This window comes from Paraburkholderia sp. BL27I4N3, assembly GCF_003386115.1.
In the GTDB taxonomy this organism is placed as follows: domain Bacteria; phylum Pseudomonadota; class Gammaproteobacteria; order Burkholderiales; family Burkholderiaceae; genus Paraburkholderia.
Map to the genome: position 1 here is coordinate 2,465,543 of NZ_QREJ01000001.1, position 22,016 is coordinate 2,487,558.

General features: G+C 61.0%; 14 protein-coding genes and 4 pseudogenes. 6 read left to right on the plus strand and 12 right to left on the minus strand.

Translation table 11 applies throughout. The features are described 5' to 3' along the window. Window positions 1–20: 20 nt before the first annotated feature. From B0G71_RS11335 to B0G71_RS11385, 11 genes and pseudogenes are all read right to left on the minus strand, one after another. Window positions 21–770 (minus strand): annotated as a pseudogene (locus B0G71_RS11335) (DUF2345 domain-containing protein); the annotation flags it as partial. Window positions 771–824: 54 nt separating this feature from the next. Then, window positions 825–1,077: pseudogene (locus B0G71_RS41725) on the minus strand (PAAR domain-containing protein). Further along, on the minus strand, window positions 1,070–1,774 hold the full coding sequence (locus tag B0G71_RS40925) for a hypothetical protein (RefSeq protein ID WP_147308668.1): 705 nt from the start codon (window positions 1,772–1,774) through the stop codon (window positions 1,070–1,072). Before B0G71_RS40925 ends, B0G71_RS41725 begins: the two are co-directional and overlap by 8 nt. Then, window positions 1,758–2,255: an N-acetylmuramidase domain-containing protein gene (locus B0G71_RS11350; RefSeq protein ID WP_181916755.1), complete on the minus strand. Its 498-nt coding sequence runs from the start codon at window positions 2,253–2,255 to the stop codon at window positions 1,758–1,760. Before B0G71_RS11350 ends, B0G71_RS40925 begins: the two co-directional genes overlap by 17 nt. A gap of 60 nt (window positions 2,256–2,315) precedes the next feature. Next, window positions 2,316–2,566, minus strand: a pseudogene (locus tag B0G71_RS11355) (PAAR domain-containing protein). Between the two features lie 12 nt (window positions 2,567–2,578). Beyond that, window positions 2,579–3,472, minus strand: coding sequence for a hypothetical protein (locus B0G71_RS40930; protein ID WP_147308669.1), 894 nt, complete (start codon window positions 3,470–3,472; stop codon window positions 2,579–2,581). Window positions 3,473–3,504: 32 nt separating this feature from the next. Continuing rightward, window positions 3,505–4,890 carry a hypothetical protein gene (locus B0G71_RS11365; RefSeq protein ID WP_147308670.1) on the minus strand — a complete coding sequence of 462 codons (1,386 nt, stop codon included), beginning with the start codon at window positions 4,888–4,890 and terminating at the stop codon, window positions 3,505–3,507. Window positions 4,891–4,971: 81 nt separating this feature from the next. Next, the gene (locus B0G71_RS11370) at window positions 4,972–7,611 is read right to left on the minus strand and encodes a type VI secretion system Vgr family protein (protein ID WP_116141818.1); all 2,640 of its coding nucleotides are present in this window, start codon (window positions 7,609–7,611) and stop codon (window positions 4,972–4,974) included. A gap of 108 nt (window positions 7,612–7,719) precedes the next feature. After that, window positions 7,720–8,277: pseudogene (gene tssG, locus B0G71_RS11375) on the minus strand (type VI secretion system baseplate subunit TssG); the annotation flags it as partial. 688 nt (window positions 8,278–8,965) lie between these two features. Continuing rightward, window positions 8,966–9,844 carry a lipid A biosynthesis lauroyl acyltransferase gene (locus B0G71_RS11380; RefSeq protein WP_116141822.1) on the minus strand — a complete coding sequence of 293 codons (879 nt, stop codon included), beginning with the start codon at window positions 9,842–9,844 and terminating at the stop codon, window positions 8,966–8,968. Window positions 9,845–10,248: 404 nt separating this feature from the next. Further along, window positions 10,249–12,750, minus strand: a complete 2,502-nt coding sequence (locus B0G71_RS11385) for a penicillin-binding protein 1A (RefSeq protein ID WP_116141824.1) — start codon at window positions 12,748–12,750, stop codon at window positions 10,249–10,251. 492 nt (window positions 12,751–13,242) lie between these two features. On the opposite strand from B0G71_RS11385, the gene B0G71_RS11390 reads away from it, so the two are divergent. From B0G71_RS11390 to B0G71_RS11400, 3 genes are all read left to right on the plus strand, one after another. Continuing rightward, complete coding sequence (locus B0G71_RS11390; RefSeq protein ID WP_116148505.1) at window positions 13,243–13,863, plus strand: hypothetical protein; 621 nt, start codon at window positions 13,243–13,245, stop codon at window positions 13,861–13,863. Window positions 13,864–14,431: 568 nt separating this feature from the next. Continuing rightward, the gene (locus B0G71_RS11395) at window positions 14,432–15,112 is read left to right on the plus strand and encodes a PspA/IM30 family protein (RefSeq protein ID WP_116141826.1); all 681 of its coding nucleotides are present in this window, start codon (window positions 14,432–14,434) and stop codon (window positions 15,110–15,112) included. Between the two features lie 88 nt (window positions 15,113–15,200). Continuing rightward, the gene (locus B0G71_RS11400; RefSeq protein ID WP_116141828.1) at window positions 15,201–16,409 is read left to right on the plus strand and encodes a M48 family metallopeptidase; all 1,209 of its coding nucleotides are present in this window, start codon (window positions 15,201–15,203) and stop codon (window positions 16,407–16,409) included. A gap of 104 nt (window positions 16,410–16,513) precedes the next feature. Here B0G71_RS11400 and B0G71_RS11405 read toward each other — a convergent pair whose 3' ends face one another. Next, complete coding sequence (locus B0G71_RS11405; RefSeq protein WP_181916756.1) at window positions 16,514–17,203, minus strand: TetR family transcriptional regulator; 690 nt, start codon at window positions 17,201–17,203, stop codon at window positions 16,514–16,516. Between the two features lie 145 nt (window positions 17,204–17,348). Here B0G71_RS11405 and B0G71_RS11410 point away from each other — a divergent pair, with 145 nt between their 5' ends. The 3 genes from B0G71_RS11410 (at window position 17,349) to B0G71_RS11420 (ending at window position 21,786) form a co-directional block, all read left to right on the plus strand. Continuing rightward, window positions 17,349–18,839, plus strand: a complete 1,491-nt coding sequence (locus B0G71_RS11410) for an NAD(P)/FAD-dependent oxidoreductase (RefSeq protein WP_116148508.1) — start codon at window positions 17,349–17,351, stop codon at window positions 18,837–18,839. Window positions 18,840–18,951: 112 nt separating this feature from the next. Then, window positions 18,952–19,941 (plus strand): alpha/beta fold hydrolase, encoded by a 990-nt coding sequence (locus B0G71_RS11415; RefSeq protein WP_116141829.1) that lies wholly within the window; start codon window positions 18,952–18,954, stop codon window positions 19,939–19,941. Window positions 19,942–20,379: 438 nt separating this feature from the next. Then, the gene (locus B0G71_RS11420; protein ID WP_116141831.1) at window positions 20,380–21,786 is read left to right on the plus strand and encodes a methyl-accepting chemotaxis protein; all 1,407 of its coding nucleotides are present in this window, start codon (window positions 20,380–20,382) and stop codon (window positions 21,784–21,786) included. Window positions 21,787–22,016: the final 230 nt, after the last annotated feature.

The following is a 22,016-nucleotide window of genomic DNA, read 5'->3' on the forward strand; positions in this document are numbered from 1 at the left end:
GCGGCTTGTTCAGTGTAGCCTTAGCGAGATTTAGGGTACAGACTTGTCGTTTTCAGGTTGCCTTGAGGCATGGTGGATAACGGCATCCGCTTCGAATCCGGGCCCGGCACATCCCAGTTCGCCCCCTTCTCCAGAATCACCCCCGGCGAGCCGTTAATAATCCCGCTGCCGTTGATCTGGATATACGACCCACCCGCGCCGATCCAGACTTCCTTCGACGCGGTAATGACGACCTTGCCGTCCGTGCTGCTGATCGTGATGTCCTTCAGGGCCGCGAGCGCCATCTGGTCGCTCTGCGCCTGGATATCGACGCGGCCTTTCGCGGCGACCAGTTTCATCCCAAGCTGGTAAGCGAACATCGAGATCGCACCGCGCACCGACGCGAACAGTGAGCGCCCGGACGACACGCTCACGTCGCGACCCGCTGTCACCGCATGATCCTGTCCACTCACGATGTGCGTTCCCTGCGCGGCGGTCATGCCGATGCCCGCCGCGCTCGCAACGACAAGATCGGGCCGCGTCATTTCGGGGAACGGATTTTCACGCCAGTGGGCGGTGTCGCCCCGGATCGCGTCGTTCTGCGCCCTGATGGCTTTCGCGGCGTCGTGCTGGCTCGCGTCCGACGACTGCGCGTTGTGCTGCCGCGCGAGCTGCGCCATGTCCTCGTGTTGCGCGCGCGCCTGCGTCAGGCGCTGCACCGTCTCGCCCATGTCCTTGGCGGGTGACAGCGCACCGCTGCGCGTCTCGGTGGTCACCAGCATGCCGTGGTTGTGCGGTACGCCCAGCAAATGCCCATGTCGTGGACGCGACCTGAGAACGTGAGATCAGGCGATGCTGGATATAAGGCTGCAACCGCATGTGGCATGGTGGCCCTGACGCGCGACGGAGACACCGTGGTCCGTGATCCTGTCGTCGCCCTCAACGATTACGTTGGGCACCACCTCAGGGTGGAGCGGACAGGGTCACTTCGTCGCCCTTGCGGGCCACGCGCACGCCGCCATAGCGCATGACTTCTGAGGCGGTGATAACTTCGCCGCCGTGGTCGGTGGTGTCACCGAGTCGGATGAGATCAATCATGCGATTGGTCCTTATTGGTGGATGGGGGAAACGGGTTCACAAGGTCAGCCGAATGTATCCAGCCGGTCGTCACGCGCCCCGGATCGGCAACGTTCGCTCCGGGGTCTGCAAACCGCACATAAGAAAACCGATCGCGCGTTCGAAGTACAACGACGCCATCCCATTTGGTTAAATACCCCTTTCTTGCGACAAATTTTCCGTCTTTATAGTCGTAAAAAAGCGACCGATTTTTTATAAGTCGAATGCCAATTGCAGGAATTCTCTTTTCTACTGTGTAGGGAAATGCCCCGGACTCCTCTGGTCCAAATTCAAATGCACCCATAGCATTTCCGCATCCAGCCTGTGTCTTGGACGTCCTAATTATCATAGTGTCGCCCCGTCCATATAGATATCCCCCTATGTCATAATCCTTATTTCTGTCGCCAAACAAAAAAGACCTGTCTTGCGGAGTAAACGTCAGTATCTCTCTAGCCGAATATTCTCCGGAATCCGGTAAATTCCTCTCTGTATGACGTTGCACAAACAGATAGAAGCATGAAGTTTTTCCGTTGTTGGCAGAATAAAATCCTGATAAAAACCCATTATCATCAACTCCTATGAGGTTGGGGCTATCAAATATTAAAACATTTGCCGCCCAGGCATGCGAAGCCACAAATGAAGCAAAGAATAATAAAAGTCCCTTATTTAAATTTTTCATAATATTTACCGAGATGTTCGACATAGTGAGGGTTATACTTTTTCCAGTTACTACCGTTATATGAAGCCGCTACTTTTTCCCACTTGCGCTCTCGTAGACCATCAATGGCGTCGGGCTTGATGTTTTTCATAAAGGCAACAAAAATCTCAACTTGGCCGTTCATACCCGACATGAATTTATTGGCAAATTCAAATACGCTCGAACATCCACATTTTAAAAAATATTCGCCAAGTATCTGGAATCCTCCCCAAGAGCAAGATTTCAGCGCTGCTTCAAAGTCTAACGTCGACGCACGCACAACCTTTTTATATTGATGCAGCCCTTCGAGGCCGTACCGACCGAGCACTGGGAAACACAGATCGGGGTATCCCGGGTAAGGATTGCCGAGCTTTTTCTTTTTTCCCTTCGATTGTTTATCAGCAGCCTGGCGGGCTTTTTTTGCTTCGGCTTCGACCACCACACAGTCGCCCCGTCCTTTCATGGCTCGATTTCTCATCACACGCAAGTTCCCATGTCGTGGAAGCGACCTGAGCACGTGAGATCAGGCGATGCTGGATACAAGGCTGCAACCGCATGTGGCATGATGGCCCTGACGCGCGATGGGCACACCGTGGTCCGTGATCCTGTCGTCGCCCTCGACGATGACGTTGGGCACGACCTCAGGGTGGAGCGGACCGGTCACTTCGTCGCCCTTGCGGGCCACGCGCACGCCGCCATAGCGCATCACTTCTGAGGCGGTGATAACTTCGCGCCGTGGTCGGTGATGTCACCGAGCCGGATGAGATCGGTCATGAGATTTTTACCTCACCGTACGGTAGCCGGCGGTTTACCTGAAGCGCCCCAGATACTTTGGTGTTTGTGAAGTACCCGAAACAGCATGCCCGGCGCGCAGTCAGCCATGCACATTGCACGCCCTTGAGTCACCCGACCGCTGTTGTCGATCGGAAAATCGGAATAGATCAGTGGCTTGACCGGTGACGAACCGTCAATTTCGACCGCATTCGGCATACGTTCATCCAGATCGATCGTGTTACGCTCCATGATGTTGATCCATGGATGACTGATCGTATCCACGGCTTTTGGAAACGCGTAGTTAGGATTTCCGGCATGCACGCATGCGGTTTCAAATTTAAATGACCGTGGCTTCTTTTCTGTTGCCAGAAAGCACATGTCCTCGAATCGATAAAACCGGTAGCCGGTTCGCTTCCCCGTTGCGAGGCTTGTTTCATAATTTTCTTCGTCTATCAACAGATAATCACTGATTTTGTTCTTCCGAATATATGGCAGGTAGGATGGGTTAATATCAGGATCGGGATCGTCAACTGCAAAACTGATATTAAATTTAGCTCGGACGGGGGGCTTTCCTTTCCACAATGGAATTTCATCAAGTGTAACGAAGTCTCTCTTTGGAGTCTTTACGGGCGCCTCGCCTTGGGCGCCGGGAAAGGAATAGTTTTCATCTTGTGTTGCTTGATATTTCCTACATACATCGTTAGATACCATTGCATAACGACTCTTCAAGTCCGCAGGTTGATGCCGGAGGAACAACGCACATCGGGGTTGCAAATAAGCGGCCTCATTATCGTAATGTATCTTTGTTCCGTTAAAAAATACTGTTCTTTCCGCTGCTACGCCAATGCGATAGATTCCCAAAAAGATACATGCCGCAAGAAGAATCCCTATCTTTTTTATAGTCATAAAAATCCCGTTTCCCTATTCGAGAACATTAATTATTCTTTAACTGTGACATGCATATGCGTGTCATGCGGAATAACCCAGTTAAGCCATGGCGTATAAACCGCTGCTGGCGTCACTTGGTGGTCCGTTCTCAACTCACCGTACAGGGCTGCAAGTTTCTGGCCTCCAGGACCAGTCGGGAACGGATGATTTCTATCGTGATGGTCGTGATTGTGAACCGTAAAATGAATGTTCTCATCGGCATCGTCAAAGTGCGTGACATCCAGCGCAACGCCCATCCTGTGCAATTTGGAACCCAGCATGGGTCGCCATGAACTGGAAAAATCAACCGAGCTGATGTGAAGGCGCCACGCCGCCTTCAGAACGACTGCAAATGCACGCGGGGAGGTCCGGCGCAACGCCTGTTGGACGGTTGTACGATTGCTGGTATTCACAGCATTAGCAACGGCCCGCGCGGCGAACGTCACAGTGATGCCCAGCGCGTCCACCCGGACGCTGAAAGCGGCCATTGAGCGGGAATCCGCTCCCGCGCCATAAATAGGCTGAAGCACCTCTCGCCAGTTAACATTCAGTGACTGGGTGTTGCCAGCCGCGTGGGGCGACGTTTGTGGCTGCGCCTGCGGTAATGGAGAAGCGGGATGTGGTGCGCCGGTGACGGGTCCGGCGTAGGTCTGCGGGTTCGGTTGCACGCCTTGTGTTCCCGGCGCGGCTGCTGGGGCCACTGGCGGAATGGTGCTTCTCGCATTGCCCTGCGGTGCCGCCGGATGTTGTCCGGGAAGTAGGGAACGCGTCAGCGTTTCCGGTGGGCAAAGCCGGGCAATTTCGTCATCCGTGAATTCATGGCTAATTCGCAGCCACAGATCACCGTTCAGATACCCCTGATATTCGTCAGTTGTTCCGGGTTTGAGTCCAAATGTATTTTCGGCGGGCGGGGCACCAAAATGGTTTTCTATTGAGAACCGCTCCTCCAAGTCGGATCTGACCTCGTAAACATGGACCTTGCTGTGCGCGACATCCGGCACCGTCCAGGCAAAAAGCTGGAAGTTGCGGTGCTGTGCATACGCATCGTTAGCAATGTGCAGTGCAATGCGGACGACGTGATCGGGAATATTGATCGGGGGCAGTGAATGTTTGAAACGCTGTCCATCATGCAGGGTGTTTGTCGACACCTTGGCCGGAAAAGTTGCGGTCCTGCCATCTGTACTGTTGTACGGATAGATCACCGCGTGCGTATCGGCATCGACCACCACGTACGGCATTCCGTTTAGGTACGGCGCGGAGTCGGTGACACCTTTGTGCGTGTCGTCATTAGGATACGCAGCGTTATACAGAGGATTGAGGCCGGAATCGTCTCGTGGCGCGCAATAAAAAGTAAAGCTCACCTTGCGCGTCATGCATTGCGCAGTCTGTGTCGGCATGTTCGGTCCGCACGTCATGCTGCCGATCGGGGTTTGATTCGGGCCAGTCATCTATCGTCCTTTTTTCTGAATAAGGAATGCTCAGCAATCGTGGGGATCGTCGTCAGGCGGGGCATCGTCCGGTTGCTGCGCATCGTGCGGATGCGCCGTGAGATTCTGCTCGCTGGCAGTCCAGACGCGCTGGGTCAGGCCGTTTTCGTCCGTTATGCCATACCAGGTTGGCCCGTTCTCTGCGTCCAATCGGTACGGGTAGTTGCGCAGGATGGCGCCGCTACGGTCCCGAAGCGTGAACTGCGCACTGAAAGGTTTCTCGCCAGGCAGATCGGGCAACGGCATGCGCTTCGAATCTGGATTCTGCACATCCCAACGCCCCTTCTCCAGAATCACCCCCGGCGAGCCGTTAATAATCCCGCTGCCGTTGATCTGGACATACGACCCGCCCGCGCCGATCCAGACTTCCTTCGACGCGGTGATGACGACCTTGCCGTCCGAGCTGCTGATCGTGATGTCCTTCAGGGCCGCGAGCGCCATCTGGTCGCTCTGCGCCTGGATATCGACCTTGCCTTTCGCGGCGACCAGTTTCAGCCCAAGCTGGTAGGCGAACATCGAGATAGCGCCGCGCACCGACGCGAACAGTGAGCGCCCCGACGACACGCTCACGTCGCGACCTGCTGTCACCGCATGATCCTGTCCGCTCACGATGTGCGTTCCCTGCGTGGCGGTCATTCCGATGCCCGCCGCGCTCGCAACGACAAGATCGGGTCGCGTCATTTCGGGGAACGGATTTTCACGCCAGTGGGCGGTGTCGCCCCGGATCGCGTCGTTCTGCGCCTTGATGGCTTTCGCGGCGTCGTGCTGGCTCGCGTCGGACGACTGCGCGTTGTGCTGCTGCGCGAGCTGCGCCATGTCCTCGTGTTGCGCGCGCGCCTGCGTCAGGCGCTGCACCGTCTCGCCCATGTCCTTGGCGGGCGACTGCGCGCCGCTGCGCGTCTCGGTGGTCACCAGCATGCCCCGGTTTGCGCGGACCACGCCCCATGAATCGGTGGCGAGTTCCCAGCCGATGCCGCGCGCCTGTTTGCGCCCCTCGCCGGGCACGATGCGCGTGTTGTAACCCACCACCAGCCGCGAGTTCGCCTGATCGCTCGTCACCTGCGCCTGTAACCGGTCCGGCGTGTCGTCCGCAACGAACTGGTTCGACCCGCTCCCTTCCAGATTGCGACTGAGCAGGCCTGACAGGGCATGGTTGTCCTGCAGCGGCCACGGCGGCATGTTGTCCGCGTTGTAGGCCTGCCCGATGACGAACGGCCGGTCCGGGTCGCCGTCGATGAAATCGACGATCACTTCCGTGCCGATGCGAGGCAGGCTGATGGCCCCGTGACTATTGCCCGCCCACGGTGACATGACCCGCGCCCAGCACGACGAATTCTCGTCCCGGTTCGGCGAACGGTCCCAGCGGAATTTAAGCGTCACGCGGCCATACGGCTCGGTGGACACGACGTTTCTATCGAAGCCCGTCACCACGGCGCTCTGCGGTCCGGTCGTGCGCGGCTTGGGGACCGTGCGCGCCGGACGGAATACATTGGTCGCCGGTTGCACGGTGAAGTCGGTGTCGAACCGGTAGACGCCCGGACCGGTCGATTCCATCGTCTCTTCGGCATCGAGCTTCGCGCGGATCACCATGTATTCCTGGTTCGCCTTGCGATACGGATGGTTCTCCAGATGGAAGGTCGTCCCGCATACGACATTGCGCAGCGCGCCCCGGCCTTCGGCGCGCTCGCCGCGCGCGAACAGTTCCTCGATGCGGATCTGCGCGAACTTCTCGCCCTCGGCCGTGCTGGTGAAGTCGCCCGGCCACTCGTAGCGCGTCAGATCATTGTGAATCGTCTTCTGCGGCTGGACCTTGCGCACCCCGAGATTGGCTTCGGGCTGCTTGAAGTCATAGTCGCCGGCCGTCCAGACGCCCGACTGCAACGTCTGGGCGATATCGAACGCGTCGATATACTCCGCGTCGATCCTGTGCCCCGGCGGGTAGTACGCGAGCGTGTGATACGCCTCGCTCTGCACCGGCTTGTGCGCGCCCACGTGGTCCACGAACACCATCCGGTGAAAGCCCTTCGAGTGCTCGAAAAACCAGTAGATGCCGTTCTCAGCCATCAGCCGCTGCACGAAATTCAAATCCGTTTCGCCATACTGGACCTGATAGTCCAGTCGCGGGTATATCCGGCTGGTGCGCCAGGCGCAGGAAAACGGATAGATCCGCAGCACTTCACGAATGATGTCGATAACATTCTTACGCTGAAATATCCGGTAGTCCGAGCGCTGCCCGGCAAGCCAGAGGCCGGGTTGCAGCGTGAGCCGGTAATGGCTCTGCCGGTCCTGCTGTTCGACAAAGCGCGCGCTGGTCACGATGCCGCTGATCTCACGCATGCCGCAGCCGATGTTCGACATCCACGAAGGGCCGGAAACCCCGCTCATTCCTTCAAGCTGGATAGCCACGGTCAGCGGCCTGCCGATCATCGCACGCAGGTCGAGGTTCGCCGCGTCGTCGCCGAACATGTCGAGGTCTTGCGGCGTCACCATGTCCAGCGTGTAGGCGTAGATTTCCGACAGGGCTTCCTCGCCACGGATTGATCTGAGCACCAGTGCGGGCTCGCCTGACGGCGATTCCGGCAGCGCCGCGCCGCTCACGGTGATGGTGCGGCGGGTCGAAAAATCCAGCATGAGTGTCCTTCCTCCAGAATGAATGTGGTTGACGGCCACTCAGGCCGCTCAGGCCGTGCTACGGGTGCCCATGCGGGGCGGCCAGAGCGCGACGGGGCCGCGCTGTACCGAGCGCATCGAGGTCTGCACGAAGGTATGCATCGGGACGTGGCGCGCATGGGCAGGAAACGGCTGGCTGGCAATCTCGGCGGGATCGTGGCCGGCGAGGCTCGTGACAAAAAAGGAGAATGTTTCGTCGTCCTTCCGGTCGAGGCCCGCTGCGGCCTGGGCGGAGGCCCACGCCCGGTACAGCAGAGTCAGGTAGCGGTGGTGAAAGATGTCGAGGAAGTTGACGAGCGTTGCATCCCGCCGGTTCTGCTCACGCTCGCGCGCAATCTCGGTCATGTGAATCGGCAGTGGCCCGTTCGGCCCGAACATGCCCAGACTGAGAAGCCGTATCTTCAGACGCCCGTTGACCTCATGCACGTCGGCAATCTCGCGCGGCGCGAATGCGAGGCTCGGTGCCTGGCCGAGGCGGAACGGCTCCGCCTGTGGACGCCGCGCGGTGCCGACCGGGTCAATGCGGGGATCGGCGCCGATACGGCGCAGCGGGGAAATAGACCCGTAGCGCCAGGGTTCGGCCATCAGACGTTCAACGCTTTCCGGTGAAAACGCCACGCTGGGCATGGGCAGATCGAAGCGGGCGCGCTCCATCAATCACGACGCGCCTAATGCGGCCCGCACGGGAAAGACAGGAGCCGTGAGGCGTGGATACGTAAGACGTGGATACCTGTCGCAGCGTACAGCTTTCATCGTTTGACCTCTTCCCCGAGTTCTTTCAATCATCGGGGATAGTCGTTGGATAGTCAGCAGGACTATTTCGCAATAACGCTGGGAAATGTCAGCGGCGTCCAGTTGCATTGACGGTTATCTACCCGTCCTGAGCATGTTATGCATCATGCGTCAACACGGGCCACCGGGCTGGCGTCGGCGCAGGCAACGAGAGAGTGTCTGCAGATCAGGATGGGAATTGTGCCGACATGCAGAATCAATGCGCGGGTCGTGTACGCAGCCCCGACATCGGACAAATCCGGGAACGCGCAGCAAGCGACAAGATGAAAAAGGGCGACCGGAGTCGCCCTAAATGGTCACGCAAAACACCTGCCGTGTCCCGATGATGCGGACAACCGGAGTCCGTGTGCCCGCAACCAGGTTGTTAAATTCGAACGGAACAGATGTTTGTAGCTCTTGAGCGTCGCGGGCGAATTTATCCACAGAAATTGTTCGCAAGCTTGTTGATAACACCAGGAGATCCTACCTAAGTACTTGACCCCACACGACATTCATCCCCAGACGCAGTTAACGCCGCCCCGCCTCAATAAACACTCGCCTCACCCGCCGGCCGATTCTTGAACCGCTTGTGCACCCAATAGTACTGGTCAGGAATCCGCCTCACCTGCGTCTCGAGAAACTCGGTGATGCGCCGCGCGTCGACGGCCACATCGTCGGACGGAAAATCGCTTAGCGGTTCGAAAATGCTCAGTTTGTAGCCGCGATAATCCGGCAGCACTTCCGTCACGAACGGCACCACCCGCGCATTCGCCGCGCGCGCCATCCGCGAGACGGATGTGAGCGTGCAGGCCGGCACGCCGAAGAACGGCACGAACACCGAATCGCGCAAGCCGAAATCCATATCCGCGGCGAGCATCACCGGCTTGCCGTCGCGCAGCGCGCGCAACGCGCGTCGCACACTGTCGCTGCGCGGAATCATCTCGGTGCCGAAGCGGCCGCGCTGTCGCTTGGCCATCGCATCGAGCAGGAGGTTTGACATCGGCGTATAGAGAGACGCGACCGGATGCCGCGTCGAATACATCATGCAGCCCGCCTCGATGCCGACGAAATGGAAGCCGACAAAAATCGTCGGCTTCCCTTCCATGTCAGACAGATCAATCGCGCTCTCCACTTCGACGAGGCGAGCCAGCGCCTGCGCATTGCCGAACCATTGCGGCCCGCGTTCGACGTAACTGCGGATCACGTGACAAAAGTGCGCGCGCGCCAGACGTTCGCGCGCCTCGTCGCTCATGTCCGGGAAACACAGCTTCAGATTGGTATGCACGACGCGCCGGCGCGTGCTGGGAATCCGGTACAGCAAGGCGCCGATACCGGTGCCGATTCGCGCGACGACGCTATACGGCAAAAAAGCAAACGCGCGCAGCAGACCCGTCATCAGACAGATCAGGATTCGACTTTTCACAAGGCGGGACCCGGTGGATGCTGGATGGCAAACACGCCGGCCGCGGCAACCACAACATTGCCGGCGGACGAAGTGACATACGCGCGCGTCTTAACGGGTCTCGCGCGGCGCGGATTCGAGAATGGACGTCTCGCTTGTGGCGAAATGCCGCGGTGCCGGAAGCCGATCCCGTGCAGGGATCAGGCGTCGTTTAGGACCCTTGAGAAAGGCACCGCCGGCGTGATTAAAACACACCGCGCGTGCCGGATACACAATCCACCGGGCAGACCACCCGGCGAACGGCAAGAAAGCATTGCCGGGCGGCGCTTTCCTGCTCTTTCAAAAACTTGCCTGCGTGCGCGGCCGCCAGATTCAAACGGTCCGCACACGCCCGCCGCGCCCCAAGGGAATTCCCCCGGAAAACATCACGGCTTGTTCGACTCGAACAGATCCATAATCTGCTTCTTCTCGTTCGACGAGACACTCGGCGGCGGCACCGTCGGCGGCGTCATACCGGCCGGGCCGACGCCACCGACCGCATCGCTCACGCCGGCGGTCGGATTCGCCGAGTCCAGACCGATGCTGGCGACGAAGCCGTTGCCCGGCGTCATATCCGTATAGAACAGTTCGCCGTCGACCGAAGTCACGCCGTCAGGCTGGGCCGGTTCGCTTTGCGGCACGCCGCGCAGCGCGCGCTGCATGTACTCCACCCAGATCGGCAACGCCAGTTGCGCGCCGAATTCGCGGCTGCCGAGACTCTTCGGCTGGTCGTAACCCATCCACGCCACCGCGACGAGCGACTGCTGATAACCGGCAAACCAGCCGTCTTTCGCGTCGTTGGTCGTCCCCGTCTTGCCCTGCAGGTCCGTGCGATGCAGCACGTTGGTGCCCGCGCCCGTGCCGGCCGTTGCCACAGAGTGCAGCAGGCTGTTCATGATGTATGCGTTGCGCGGTTCCAGCGTGCGCGGCGCATCGCGACCGGCCGTGAGCGGCTGCGCCTTGGAGAGCGGCTGACCGCGCGCATCCGTCACCTCGTTGATCAGATACGGATTGATCCGGAAGCCGCCGTTCGCGAACACCGAATACGCACCCGCAGACTGCAATGGCGTGACGAGGCCCGCGCCGAGCGCCATCGGCAGATAGGGCGGGGTCTTGTCGGCGTCGAAACCGAAGCGCTGCGTGACGAAGTCTTGCGCGTACTTGGTGCCGATGAACGACAGAATGCGGATCGACACGAGGTTCTTCGACTTCTGCAACGCGAGACGCAACGGCATCGGACCGTCCGGCTGGTCATCGTCCTTCGGCTCCCACGCGTCGCCGCCCGGTGTGCTCGACGGAAAGTACAACGGCGCGTCGTTGATGATGGTGGCCGGTCCGAGACCCTTGTCGAGCGCAGCCGAATAGATGAACGGCTTGAAGCTGGAGCCCGGCTGACGCCACGCCTGCGTGACGTGGTTGAACTTGTTCTTGTTGAAGTCGAAGCCGCCCACCAGCGCGCGAATCGCGCCGTCCTGCGGCGTGAGCGACACCAGCGCGCCCTCCACTTGCGGCAGTTGCGTGATCTGCCAGTTGCCCTTGTCGTCCGCGATCAGGCGCACGATCGAGCCGGCCTTGATCTTCGTGGCGGCCGTGGCGCGCGCGCTCAATGCGGCGGCAGCGAAACGCAAACCGTCGCCGCTGATCGTCACCTGCGTGCCGTCCACGAGTTGCGCCTTGACCTGCTTCGGACCCGCGTCCGTCACCACGGCGGCGATGATCTCGCCGTTGTCGGGGTGATCGGTGAGCGCGTCGTCGATAGTCTGGTCGCGGTCGTCGCCCGGAGCGGGCAGCTGCACGAAACCTTCCGGCCCGCGATAGCCGTGGCGCCGCTCGTAATCCATCACGCCCTTGCGCACCGCGCGATAAGCGGCGTCCTGGTCGGCGGAGTCGATCGTGGTGGTGACATTCAGGCCGCGTGTATAGGTTTCGTCCTTGTACTGCGCGTACATCATCTGCCGGACCATTTCGGCGATGTACTCGGCGTGCACGCTATATTCGTTGCCCGGATTCTTGGTGTGAATCTCTTCCTTCACGGCCTGATCGTACTGATCCTGGCTGATGTATTTCAGCTCCAGCATGCGCCGCAGAATGTACTCCTGACGGATCTTCGCGCGCTTCGGATTGACCACCGGGTTATACGCGGACGGCGCCTTCGGCAAGCCGGCCAGCATCGCCGACTCCGCCAGCGTGATGTCTTTCAGATCCTTGCCGAAGTACACGCGCGCGGCCGCGGCGAAACCATAGGCGCGTTCGCCCAGATAGATCTGGTTCATGTACAGCTCGAGAATCTGATCTTTGGTCAGCGCGCGCTCGATCTTGTACGCGAGCAGCATTTCGTAAATCTTGCGCGTATAGGTCTTCTCGCTCGAGAGGAAGAAGTTGCGCGCCACCTGCATGGTGATCGTGCTCGCGCCCTGCGAGGCGCCGCCGTGCGAGAGGTCGGAGATACCCGCCCGCAGAATGCCGATGAAGTCGACGCCGCCGTGCTCGTAGAAGCGATAGTCTTCGATCGCGAGCACCGCTTTCTTCATCTGATCGGGAATGTCCTGGAAGCGCACGAGGGAGCGCCGCTCCTCGCCGAACTCGCCGATCAGCACATGGTCCGCCGTATAGACACGCAACGGCACCTTCGGACGATAGTCGGTCAGCGCGTCGAGCGACGGCAGTTGCGGCCCCATCACCACCAGCGCATAGCCGACGATCAGCGCGCCCACCACCGCGAGGGTCGCGAGCAGGCTGGCGAACCAGATGACGAGGGTCGCGCCGAGGGAACGGCGGCCGGCCTCGGCGTCGCGCGAAGCTGCGTTGCGTCCTGGAGTGCGTTGGTAGGAATCCCGGTCTTCACCAGACGGAGAATTGGATGAATGCGGTCGTTTGATGATTGGCATGACTGGAATAGTGGGCGCATGACTGAACGCCTTTCTGCACGCGCGCATGGCGCGCACATGAATCGTGATCGAGAATCGTAGCCTGAGGCGCAAACCACCGCACGGCCCTTTGCCCCCGGCAGGCCGCACGGCGCGCGCCGGGTCGAGTCCGGCGCAACGTAACAGCGCATTTTAAAAGAAATCGAGCACGGTCCAAGTTAGTTTTTTTGTAAGAATTCCCTTCGCGCGAAAGGAGTCTGTAGTTTCGGATGAACCCACGAGCGCTTTCACGCGCTGCCGGAGTTATTCACAGAAAATGTTCGCAGGCCTGTGGACAAGCTGCCCGCAAACGTTACAACTCGTTGATGCCATGGGATTTTCATGTCGCGCCCGTTCCGCATCGGGGCAACTCGTCATATGATGGACTCGGCGCGCGCTAACACGGCCTCGCGCCGCGGCGTCCGCCAAATGGCCGCTTTGAACCGCCCATGCCAACAAGTATGCGAGCCGACCATGAATAAGCCCAGCGAACGCATCGTCGTATTCGTCACGACCGCGCAGAAGCGCGCGATCACCACCACCGCCGAAAATATGGGCATCAGCGTCAGCGAACTGATGCGGCGCGCGGTCCTGAGCTTCGGCGCGACCAGCGAACAGGTGAAAGCGGCCAGCATCGTCGACCGCCTGCGCGCGCCCCGCGCGCCGGACGCGCTCGACGCCGCGCTGCAACGGGTCGCGCGCGGCACACGGCACGCGCGCGCCGCATTGCCGCCGGTTTTGCAAACGCACGGCGACAGCACAAGCGCCGCGCCTACGGAGGGCGCGGCGGGTTCCAACGCGCCTGCACCGGGCGGACTGCCGGACTATGCATCCGGACAGGCGGAGCCCGCGCCGTTGTTGCCGGCGGGCCTCGCCGCCGCGCTCGCCGCCGGCATAGACGAGGAAGCCGCGGCAACCGCCGAAGCCGTCGCGCGCGTGGCAGCAGCTGAAGCGGCATCGGCGGGAGGACTCCCAGCGCAGACCGATACGGAAACGCAACTGCGCAGCGTGCTTAAACACCCTCGCGTCGACACTCCGCGCGACGACGACGATCCACTGGGCGATCCCACCACGAAAGGCGGCCGTTTCGCGTGATGGGTTGGTGCGATGCTTGGCGCGCTGATTGCGTCGGCGCGTTGCACATCATTACGTCGGCGCCATTCAAAATGCGTGAGCTTTCGGCACCGCACGCCTGGCATTCTCCGGCGATCAGAAGCGGCGTTTGCATATTGAAAGCAGCTTCGACGTTGGCGTCTTTTGTGTGGTTGCATGCACGACTATTGGACATCGTCGACCCTGCTCGCGCACGACGACTATCGACGCAAACACCGCCCGCTCGCACCGCGCCTATTCACGCCCACGACACGTGTTGCGCGCAAAGTTGGCTAATCTGTCATCGCGCCCTTTAAGGGGGTTTTAAGAGAGCGCGTGGTGTAATATCCGCGAGCGGCTGAATGACGCATCGCGCGATTTAACCTTCGAGCTGTTTGCCCCTCGATATTCGAATCGAACAATTTACGTTGCCGCTAATGCAATCAGCGAGCGCGCCCCGAACTCCGGTCCGAACGTCGCGCAGCTTCGCGTGCAGCGGCGTAAAGTAGCAGTTGAATGCAGTTGAGCGCGCGGGACTATTCAGCGCCGTTTACATTCTTTGGAGGTTTTCATGTCGCTTTTTGACAGCATTTCCCGCACGCTTAAAGGTCTCCTGAACGACGCAGCCGACTCCGTGCAGGATCCGTCGCGCGACTCGCGCCAGATCGTGCGCGAACTCGACGAGAGCATCGCCAAAGCCGAGAACTCGCTGATCGAGATTCAGGCGCAAGTGGCCACGCAGCAAAGCAAGCGCGATGTTGCCGGGGACAAGGCGAAGAAATACGAAGACGGCGCGAAGCGCGCGCTGCAATCCGGCGACGAAGCGCTCGCGCGCGAAGCCCTCGGCGCGCAAGCCACGGCCGAAGCCGAACGCGATGCGCTCGCGAAGGAACTGACTACGCTGGAGCCGTCGGTGGCGCAGCTCAAGAGCCAGATCGAAGACATGCGCACGCGTCGCAACGACCTGAACGCGCGCTCCAACATTCTGCAAGCCAAGCAGCAGATCGCCCAGGCGAAAGACGTGGCGGCCACGGCATTGGGCGGCATCGGCGGAAAGAATCTGTCCGAAGATTTCCAGAAACTCGAAGACAAGGTCGCGCTGTCGAATGCCCGTTCGGACGCACGCCTGAATTCGGCCGACGTGAAGAGCGGCAAGGCGCTCGACGACAAGCTTGCGGATCTGAACCGCGGCCCGTCCGTCGAAGATCGTCTCGAAGCATTGAAGAAGCAGATCAATACGCCGGCCCAGTAATTGCGTCGGCAGCAGTACATACCGGCGGCCTTCGTGTGAGCCGCCGGAATCGACTGAAGGAGACGGGCGCAACGCGCCCGGTCCGTAAATGAAAAAATTTCTCGCAACCGCGTTTGCCTCACTGCTGTTCGTGTCGGCCGCGGCGTTCGCAGTGCCCACCGTTCAGCAGATCGAATCGGCCATGTCGCAAGGCAACTGGCAACAGGCCGACGCCGGCCTGAGCGAAGTGTTGCAGGCGCATCCGAACAATGCGCGCGCGCACTATCTGTATGCCCAGGTGCTCGATCGCGAAGGCCGTTCCGCCGACGCGCTCGCCCAGGTGCAGCAAGCCAAGACACTCGACCCGCAAATCCGCTTCACCGACCCGACCCGCTTTGCGCAGACCGAAGCGCGCATTCGCAAGGACGCGGAACGGGCAGGCGCCATGGGCGGCAACACGACCAGCCGTGCGCCCAACCCGTTCGCGCAGCAGCAGACGGCGCCGTCCGTGCAGCAACAGTCGGCGATCGTGCCGCAGGCGCCGCAGCGGCATGGTCCGGGCATGGGCATGTGGATCGGCATTCTTGTCCTCGTCGGCGTGATCGCGCTGGTGCTGCGCTGGACCTTGCGCCGCGCCCGCACTCAAGGCGATACGCGTGCCGACGACGAGCGTCGCGTGCAGCTCAAGCGCGCCACGGAGATGCTCAACACCGTGCGCGCGCTCAAGCTCGATGTGAAGCTCTCCACCGTGCAAGGTCATGAGGCGCTGGAGAAGGAAGTCGAAGCCACTGAAGACCAGTTGCGCGGCCTCGTCGAAACGTTGTCGAACAGCAAGAATCCGCTGCCGCCGTATCAGCTCGACGAACTCGAGCAACGACTCGGCAGCATGCGCGCGCGCCTCGAGGGCCGGCCCGATCCGTATGCCGCACCGGCCGCCAGCGCGCAGCAACAGTCGCCATATGCGCGGGAAGCCGAACGTTTCGGCAACCCGCCGCAAGCGCCTTATCCGCAGCAAGGTCCGTATCAGCAACAGCCGCCGGTTATCGTGCAGCAAGGCGGCGGTGGTTTCGGCGGCGGCATGGGCGGTCTGCTGACCGGCGTGCTGCTCGGCGAAGCGCTGAATTCCGGGCGCGAGCGCGTGGTGGAGCGCGACGTGATCGTCGACGACGAAGCGCGCCGTCGTGGCACCGACGGCGGCAATGGCGGCAATGGCGGCGGCCTCGACTTCGGTCAGGGTTCGAACGACTGGAACGACAACGGTGGCGGTGTCGATCTGGGCAGCAGCGACGACTCCGGCGGCTGGAACGACAACACCTGAGGTTCGCCGCGCGGCTGAAATCGAATCAGGCTGCACAAGCGCGCGTCATTGAAACAGGCTCCTTTACGGAGCCTGTTTCGTTATGGCGATCCGTTTCCGAGGCTTCACGTCCGCATCGTCACCCGTTCACTGGCCGATGCATGCTGCGCCAGCACCACCGAACCCGCGAACAGTCGGATGATGAAGCGCTCCGCATAGGCGATCAGCGCATCGCGGCGCGCGTCGTCCGCGTCGATATATTCGGCTGAGAGATGAAAGAGCTGCAGCACGATCTGCGTACAGATTTCGTCGACGGTCTCACGGGAAAGTGTCGGCATCAATTCCAGCTGAACGACGTCGTCGGCCATTTCCGCCGATACCTCGTGCAGGTTCGCGCGCACGGCTTCGCGCAATGCCGGCGACGTACCATGATATTCGGCGAGCGCGCTCAGAAACGCCGCGCGGTTGTTCAGCGCGAAGGCAAAGAACGCGACGCAGGCGCGGCGCGGCACGCTATGCGGTTCGTCGTGCGCGGCGAGCCAGCGCTCACGCCGCAGCATCGGCCGCAACCGGCGGCTCACCGATTCGAGAGCTTCGCGCGCCAGCTCGTCGAGCGTGTCGAAATGACGATAGAAGGTGTTGGGATTGAGTCCGGCCTCGCGCGCCAGTTCGCGCAAACCCAGGCTCGTGAAACTGCGGCCGCCCGCCGTCAGTCGCAACGCGGCTTCGATCAGTTTGCGCTTGCCGGCCGGCAATTCCTGCCCGACGGTTGCGCCGTGTTCGGCGACGGGCGCCGCTTCGGCTACGAATGTCATGTGTTTTCAATCGATGCGCGCCATGCGCGTTTAATAGCAGTACTCTAAACGATCTTGACGCCAGGTGCACAGTTGTCTACCCTGCGCGTTATGCCGCAGCATGCATCTGTAGACGCCTGAAATTCGCCCCATGCCGGAGACCGCCGTGACGCCTGCCTCATCCGCCCCGCCCGCCGCGCCGCGCATCGTCATTGTCGGAGGCGGTTTTGCCGGGATCGGCATGGCGATTCGTCTGCAGCGAATGGGCATCACGTCGTTCACGATCTACGAGGCGGCCGGCGATATCGGCGGCACCTGGCGCGACAACACCTATCCGGGCGCGGCCTGCGACGTGCCCTCGCACCTCTACTCGTTTTCGTTCGAACCGAATCCGGCGTGGTCGCGCGCGTTCGGCGGCCAGGCGGAAATCTTCGCCTATCTGAAACGCTGCGCGCGCAAATACGATGTGGAGCGTTACGTGCGTTGCAATGCGCGCGTGGCCGCGGCGCGGTTCGACGAAGCGCGCCAGGTCTGGCATGTCGACATCGACGTGAACGGCGCGCGCGAAACCATCGAGGCCGATGTGGTGATCGCCGCAAGCGGTCCACTATCGCGGCCGGCCATGCCGCAAATCGCGGGGCTCGAACGCTTCGAAGGCAAGCTGTTTCATTCGGCGCGCTGGGACCATGCGTATCCGCTCGAAGGCAAGCGCGTCGCGGTGATCGGCACGGGCGCGAGTGCGGCGCAGTTCGTGCCGAAAATCCAGCCACGTGTCGCGCATCTCGATCTATTCCAGCGCACCGCGCCGTGGGTCATGCCCAAGCCCGACAAACCGGTCGACGCGCGCGCCCGCTGGCTGTTCGAGCATCTGCCGTTCACGCAGCGCTTCTTGCGCAGCGCGATCTACTGGCAGCTCGAATCGCGCGCCATCGCGTTCGTCGTCAATCCTGAGCTGCTGAAGGTGCCGATGAAATTCGGCCTGAGCTACCTGGAACGACGCGTCAAGGATCCGGAGCTGCGCGCCAAGCTGACACCGAACTACCGGTTCGGCTGCAAGCGCGTGGTGCTCTCGAGCGACTACTATCCCGCGCTCAGTCAGCCGAACGTCAATGTGGTGACGAGCGGCATCCGCGAGATCGTCGCCGACGGGATCGTGACGGAAGACGGCGTGCATCGCCCCGCCGACGCCATCATTTGCGGTACGGGTTTCCAGGTCAACGACGTCGGCGCGCCGTTCGAAGTGACCGGTCTCGACGGCGCGGATCTCAGCGCTCAGTGGCTGCGGGACGGCCCGGAAGCCTACCTCGGCGTGAGCGTCGCGAACTTTCCGAACTTCTTCATGATCGTCGGGCCGAATACGGGCCTTGGCCACAACTCGCTGCTCTACATGATCGAGTCGCAAGTGCAATACATCGCCGATTGCCTGCGCGTACTGCGTCGCCGCAAGGCACGCACGATGAATCTGCGGCCCGACGTGCAGCGCGATTTCAACACGCGTTTGCAGAAAGACATGCAGCACTCGGTATGGGCGAGCGGATGTCGTAGCTACTACCAGACCCGCAGCGGCAAAGTGACCGCGTTGTGGCCGGGCTTCAGCTTCAGCTTTCGCAAACGCACTCGCCGCGCGCGACCGCACGACTATCGTTTCGCGCCCTGACGCCGTGACGCAGTGAGCGGCGGCTGACAACCCGGGAGAACACGACACCGCCCATGCGATCCAATTCGAAGCCACGCGAACCAGAAATCGAACTACAAGGGAGATAACAAACATGGCAAGCATCGACTCCGGCACGCCCGCCTCGACATCCCCGTTACCGCCGCGCTCGCTCGCCGCGCGCCTCGGCATCACCAGCCTGCCGCGCGACGAATTGCGCCGGCGCTATACGCAAAGCGGTTCCAGTTTCGTGAAGATCATGGGTGCCGACGTGCATTACGTCGACGAAGGCACTGGCGACATCATCGTGATGATCCATGGCTTCGCGTCTTCGCTGCATACCTGGAATCGCGTCGCCGACGAACTCAAGCGCGAGCATCGCGTGATCCGCCTCGACCTGCCGCCGTTCGGCGTGACAGGACCGCTGCGCTCCAGCAGCGGCGCGATCGAAACGATGAATCTGCCGACCTACCGGCGTTTCATCGACACATTCATGCAGGCGCTCGGCATCTCGCGCGCGACCTTCATGGGCAATTCGCTTGGCGGCCTGATTGCGTGGGACTATGCGGTGCGGCATCGCGAAGCGGTTGAACGGCTCGTGCTGATCGACTCGGCGGGCTTTCCGATGAAACTGCCGATTTACATCGGCCTGTTCAACAGCGCGCTGGTGCGGGTCAGTTCGCCGTGGTGGCTGCCTGAGGTCATCGTCAAAAGCGCCGTGCGCAACGTGTATGGCGATCCGCGCAAGATCGATGCGGTGACGCTACGGCGCTACGTCGAGTTCTTTCACGGCGAAGGCACGCGCGCCGCGATCGGCAAGATGGTGCCCACGCTCGACTTCAAGGAAGTCGACACCGACGTGCTGAAGACACTCCACGTGCCGACGCTCGTGCTATGGGGTGCGAAGGATCGCTGGATTCCGACTGCGCACGCCGCCGAATTCGCCAGCCGCATTCCGGGCGCGAAGTCGATCATGTATCCGGGGCTCGGCCATATTCCGATGGAAGAAGCGCCCGAGCGCGTGATGGCCGATCTGCGCGCCTTTCTCGGCACGCGTGGCGCACGTGTTCCGGTTGACGAAGGCACACGTCGCGCACCGGCCTGACCCGACTGCTTCGTCCCCGCAAGTCAATCAATCGATGCTTCGCGCGGGCTCGCGCGTGCATATGGCGCGCGAGTCCGCGCGCCCTTCCCTCGCCTCGCGCGACGCGTTCAGCCGCCGCCCAGCAAACGCAACAGTCCCCAGAGAAACTTGCAGAGCATGACGATCAGCTCCCACAGATGATAGAGCTGTTGCCAGCCCGAAACGCGCGCGAAAGAGTCGATCATGAGTTACCGGTAATAAACGGAAAGGTCTACGGATAAGCGTGTGGATCGCAGTTGGACCGCACATCATAGCGACTGCGGGATACCCCGGATCAAGTCGCATGAAAGACTGCCGTAAACGCGTCGAGGAGGCGCTGAAAACGCGTTGGGTGATTGCGCCGATTGAATGCGCCGGGGCGCGGCGGCGGAGAACATATTGCATGGGAAGGAGACCACCATGACGCGTTTCAGCTTTCGCCGTTCGGCCCGTTCGCACACGGTGGTCGGCGATATTGCCGCGCAAGCCGGCAAACTGGGCATTGAAATCTGCGACGTATCGGGCCACGTCGAGGAAGTAGCCGCGCGCGTGCAACACCAGGCGCAAGTATGCCGCGCGCTGCGCGAATCGGCCGCGCAGACGCTCGCGGGCAATCATCGCATTGCCGCTGCCGCGCGAAAAATGAGCGACGTATCCGCCGAAGCCGCGACCGGCGTGCAGGCATCGCAGCAAACGCTCGAAGCGTCGCTGGCCGACATTCATGGACTCGTGGAAGGCGTGACCGTCATCGAAAGCCAGATCGGCGCGTTGCGCAGCGCGCTGGCGCATGTGAGCCGAGTCTCCGAGGAGATTTCGCTGATCGCGCGTCAGACTCATCTGCTGGCGCTCAATGCCGCGATCGAAGCCGCGCGCGCCGGCGACTCCGGCAAGAGTTTCGCGGTGGTCGCGGCCGAAGTGAAGAACCTCTCGGCGAAGACCGCGCAGGCCACCGGGCAGATCGAGACCACCTTGGCGCAGCTCACGCAACAGACCGAGCAGCTGATCAGCGAGGGATCCGTCAACACCGCGCGGGCGCACCGCGTGCGCGAAGGCACGCGCAAGATCGGCGACGTCGTGCATGCAACGGGCGATGCGATCGCGCATCTGAATGACGAGGCCGGGCAGATCGCCGTGTTGACCGGCGAGATCGAATCGCAGTGCGGCGGACTCGAGGCGCAGGTGCTGGAAATGGCGAGCGGCGTCGAGGATTCGAGCGAGAATTTCGTGCAGGCGAAGGACCGGCTGGGGAATTTGCTTGGCGTGTCTGAAACCCTGATCGAACTGACCGCCGCGACGGGTGTGGAAACGGCGGATACGCGTTTTATCGAGGCCGTGCAGCGGGCGGCGGCCGCCGTGAGCAAAGTATTCGAAACGGCGGTGGCGCGTGGTGAAGTGTCGATTGAGGATCTGTTTGACCGGCATTATGTGCCGGTGGTTGGGAGTAATCCGCCGCAGTTTTTGACGCGGTTTACCGCGTTGACCGATCGTGTTTTGCCGGCTATTCAGGAGCCTTTGCTCGATCTCGACCCGCGTGTCGCCTTTTGTGCCGCGGTCGATTCGCGGGGGTATTTGCCGACGCACAATCTGAAGTTTTCTATGCCGCAGCGTGATGGTGATGTGGTCTGGAATACTGCGAATTGCCGGAACCGCCGGATGTTCGATGATCGGACCGGGATTGCCGCCGCTTCACATACCAAACGGTTTTTGTTGCAGACGTATCGGCGGGATATGGGGGGTGGGGAGTTTGTGCTGATGAAGGATGCGTCGGCGCCGGTTTTTGTCGGTGGGCGGCATTGGGGTGGGGTTCGGGTTGGGTATCGGGTTTGAGGGTTTTTGGTTTTTGGTTTTTGGTTTTTGGTTTTTGGTTTTTGATTTTTGGCGTCGACCACGGTCGGGAATTTTCGCCCCCATTCGCCCTGTTCGAAGCTGCCCTGTCTGATGTAGGCGCCGCTCTTGCTCGAGCAGCGCACAACGAGTCGCGGACGATATCGTGCGGGCTTTTTTTCGCTACTTCATATCCACTCAACGATCGATAGGACGAGTCTGATTTACTTCGA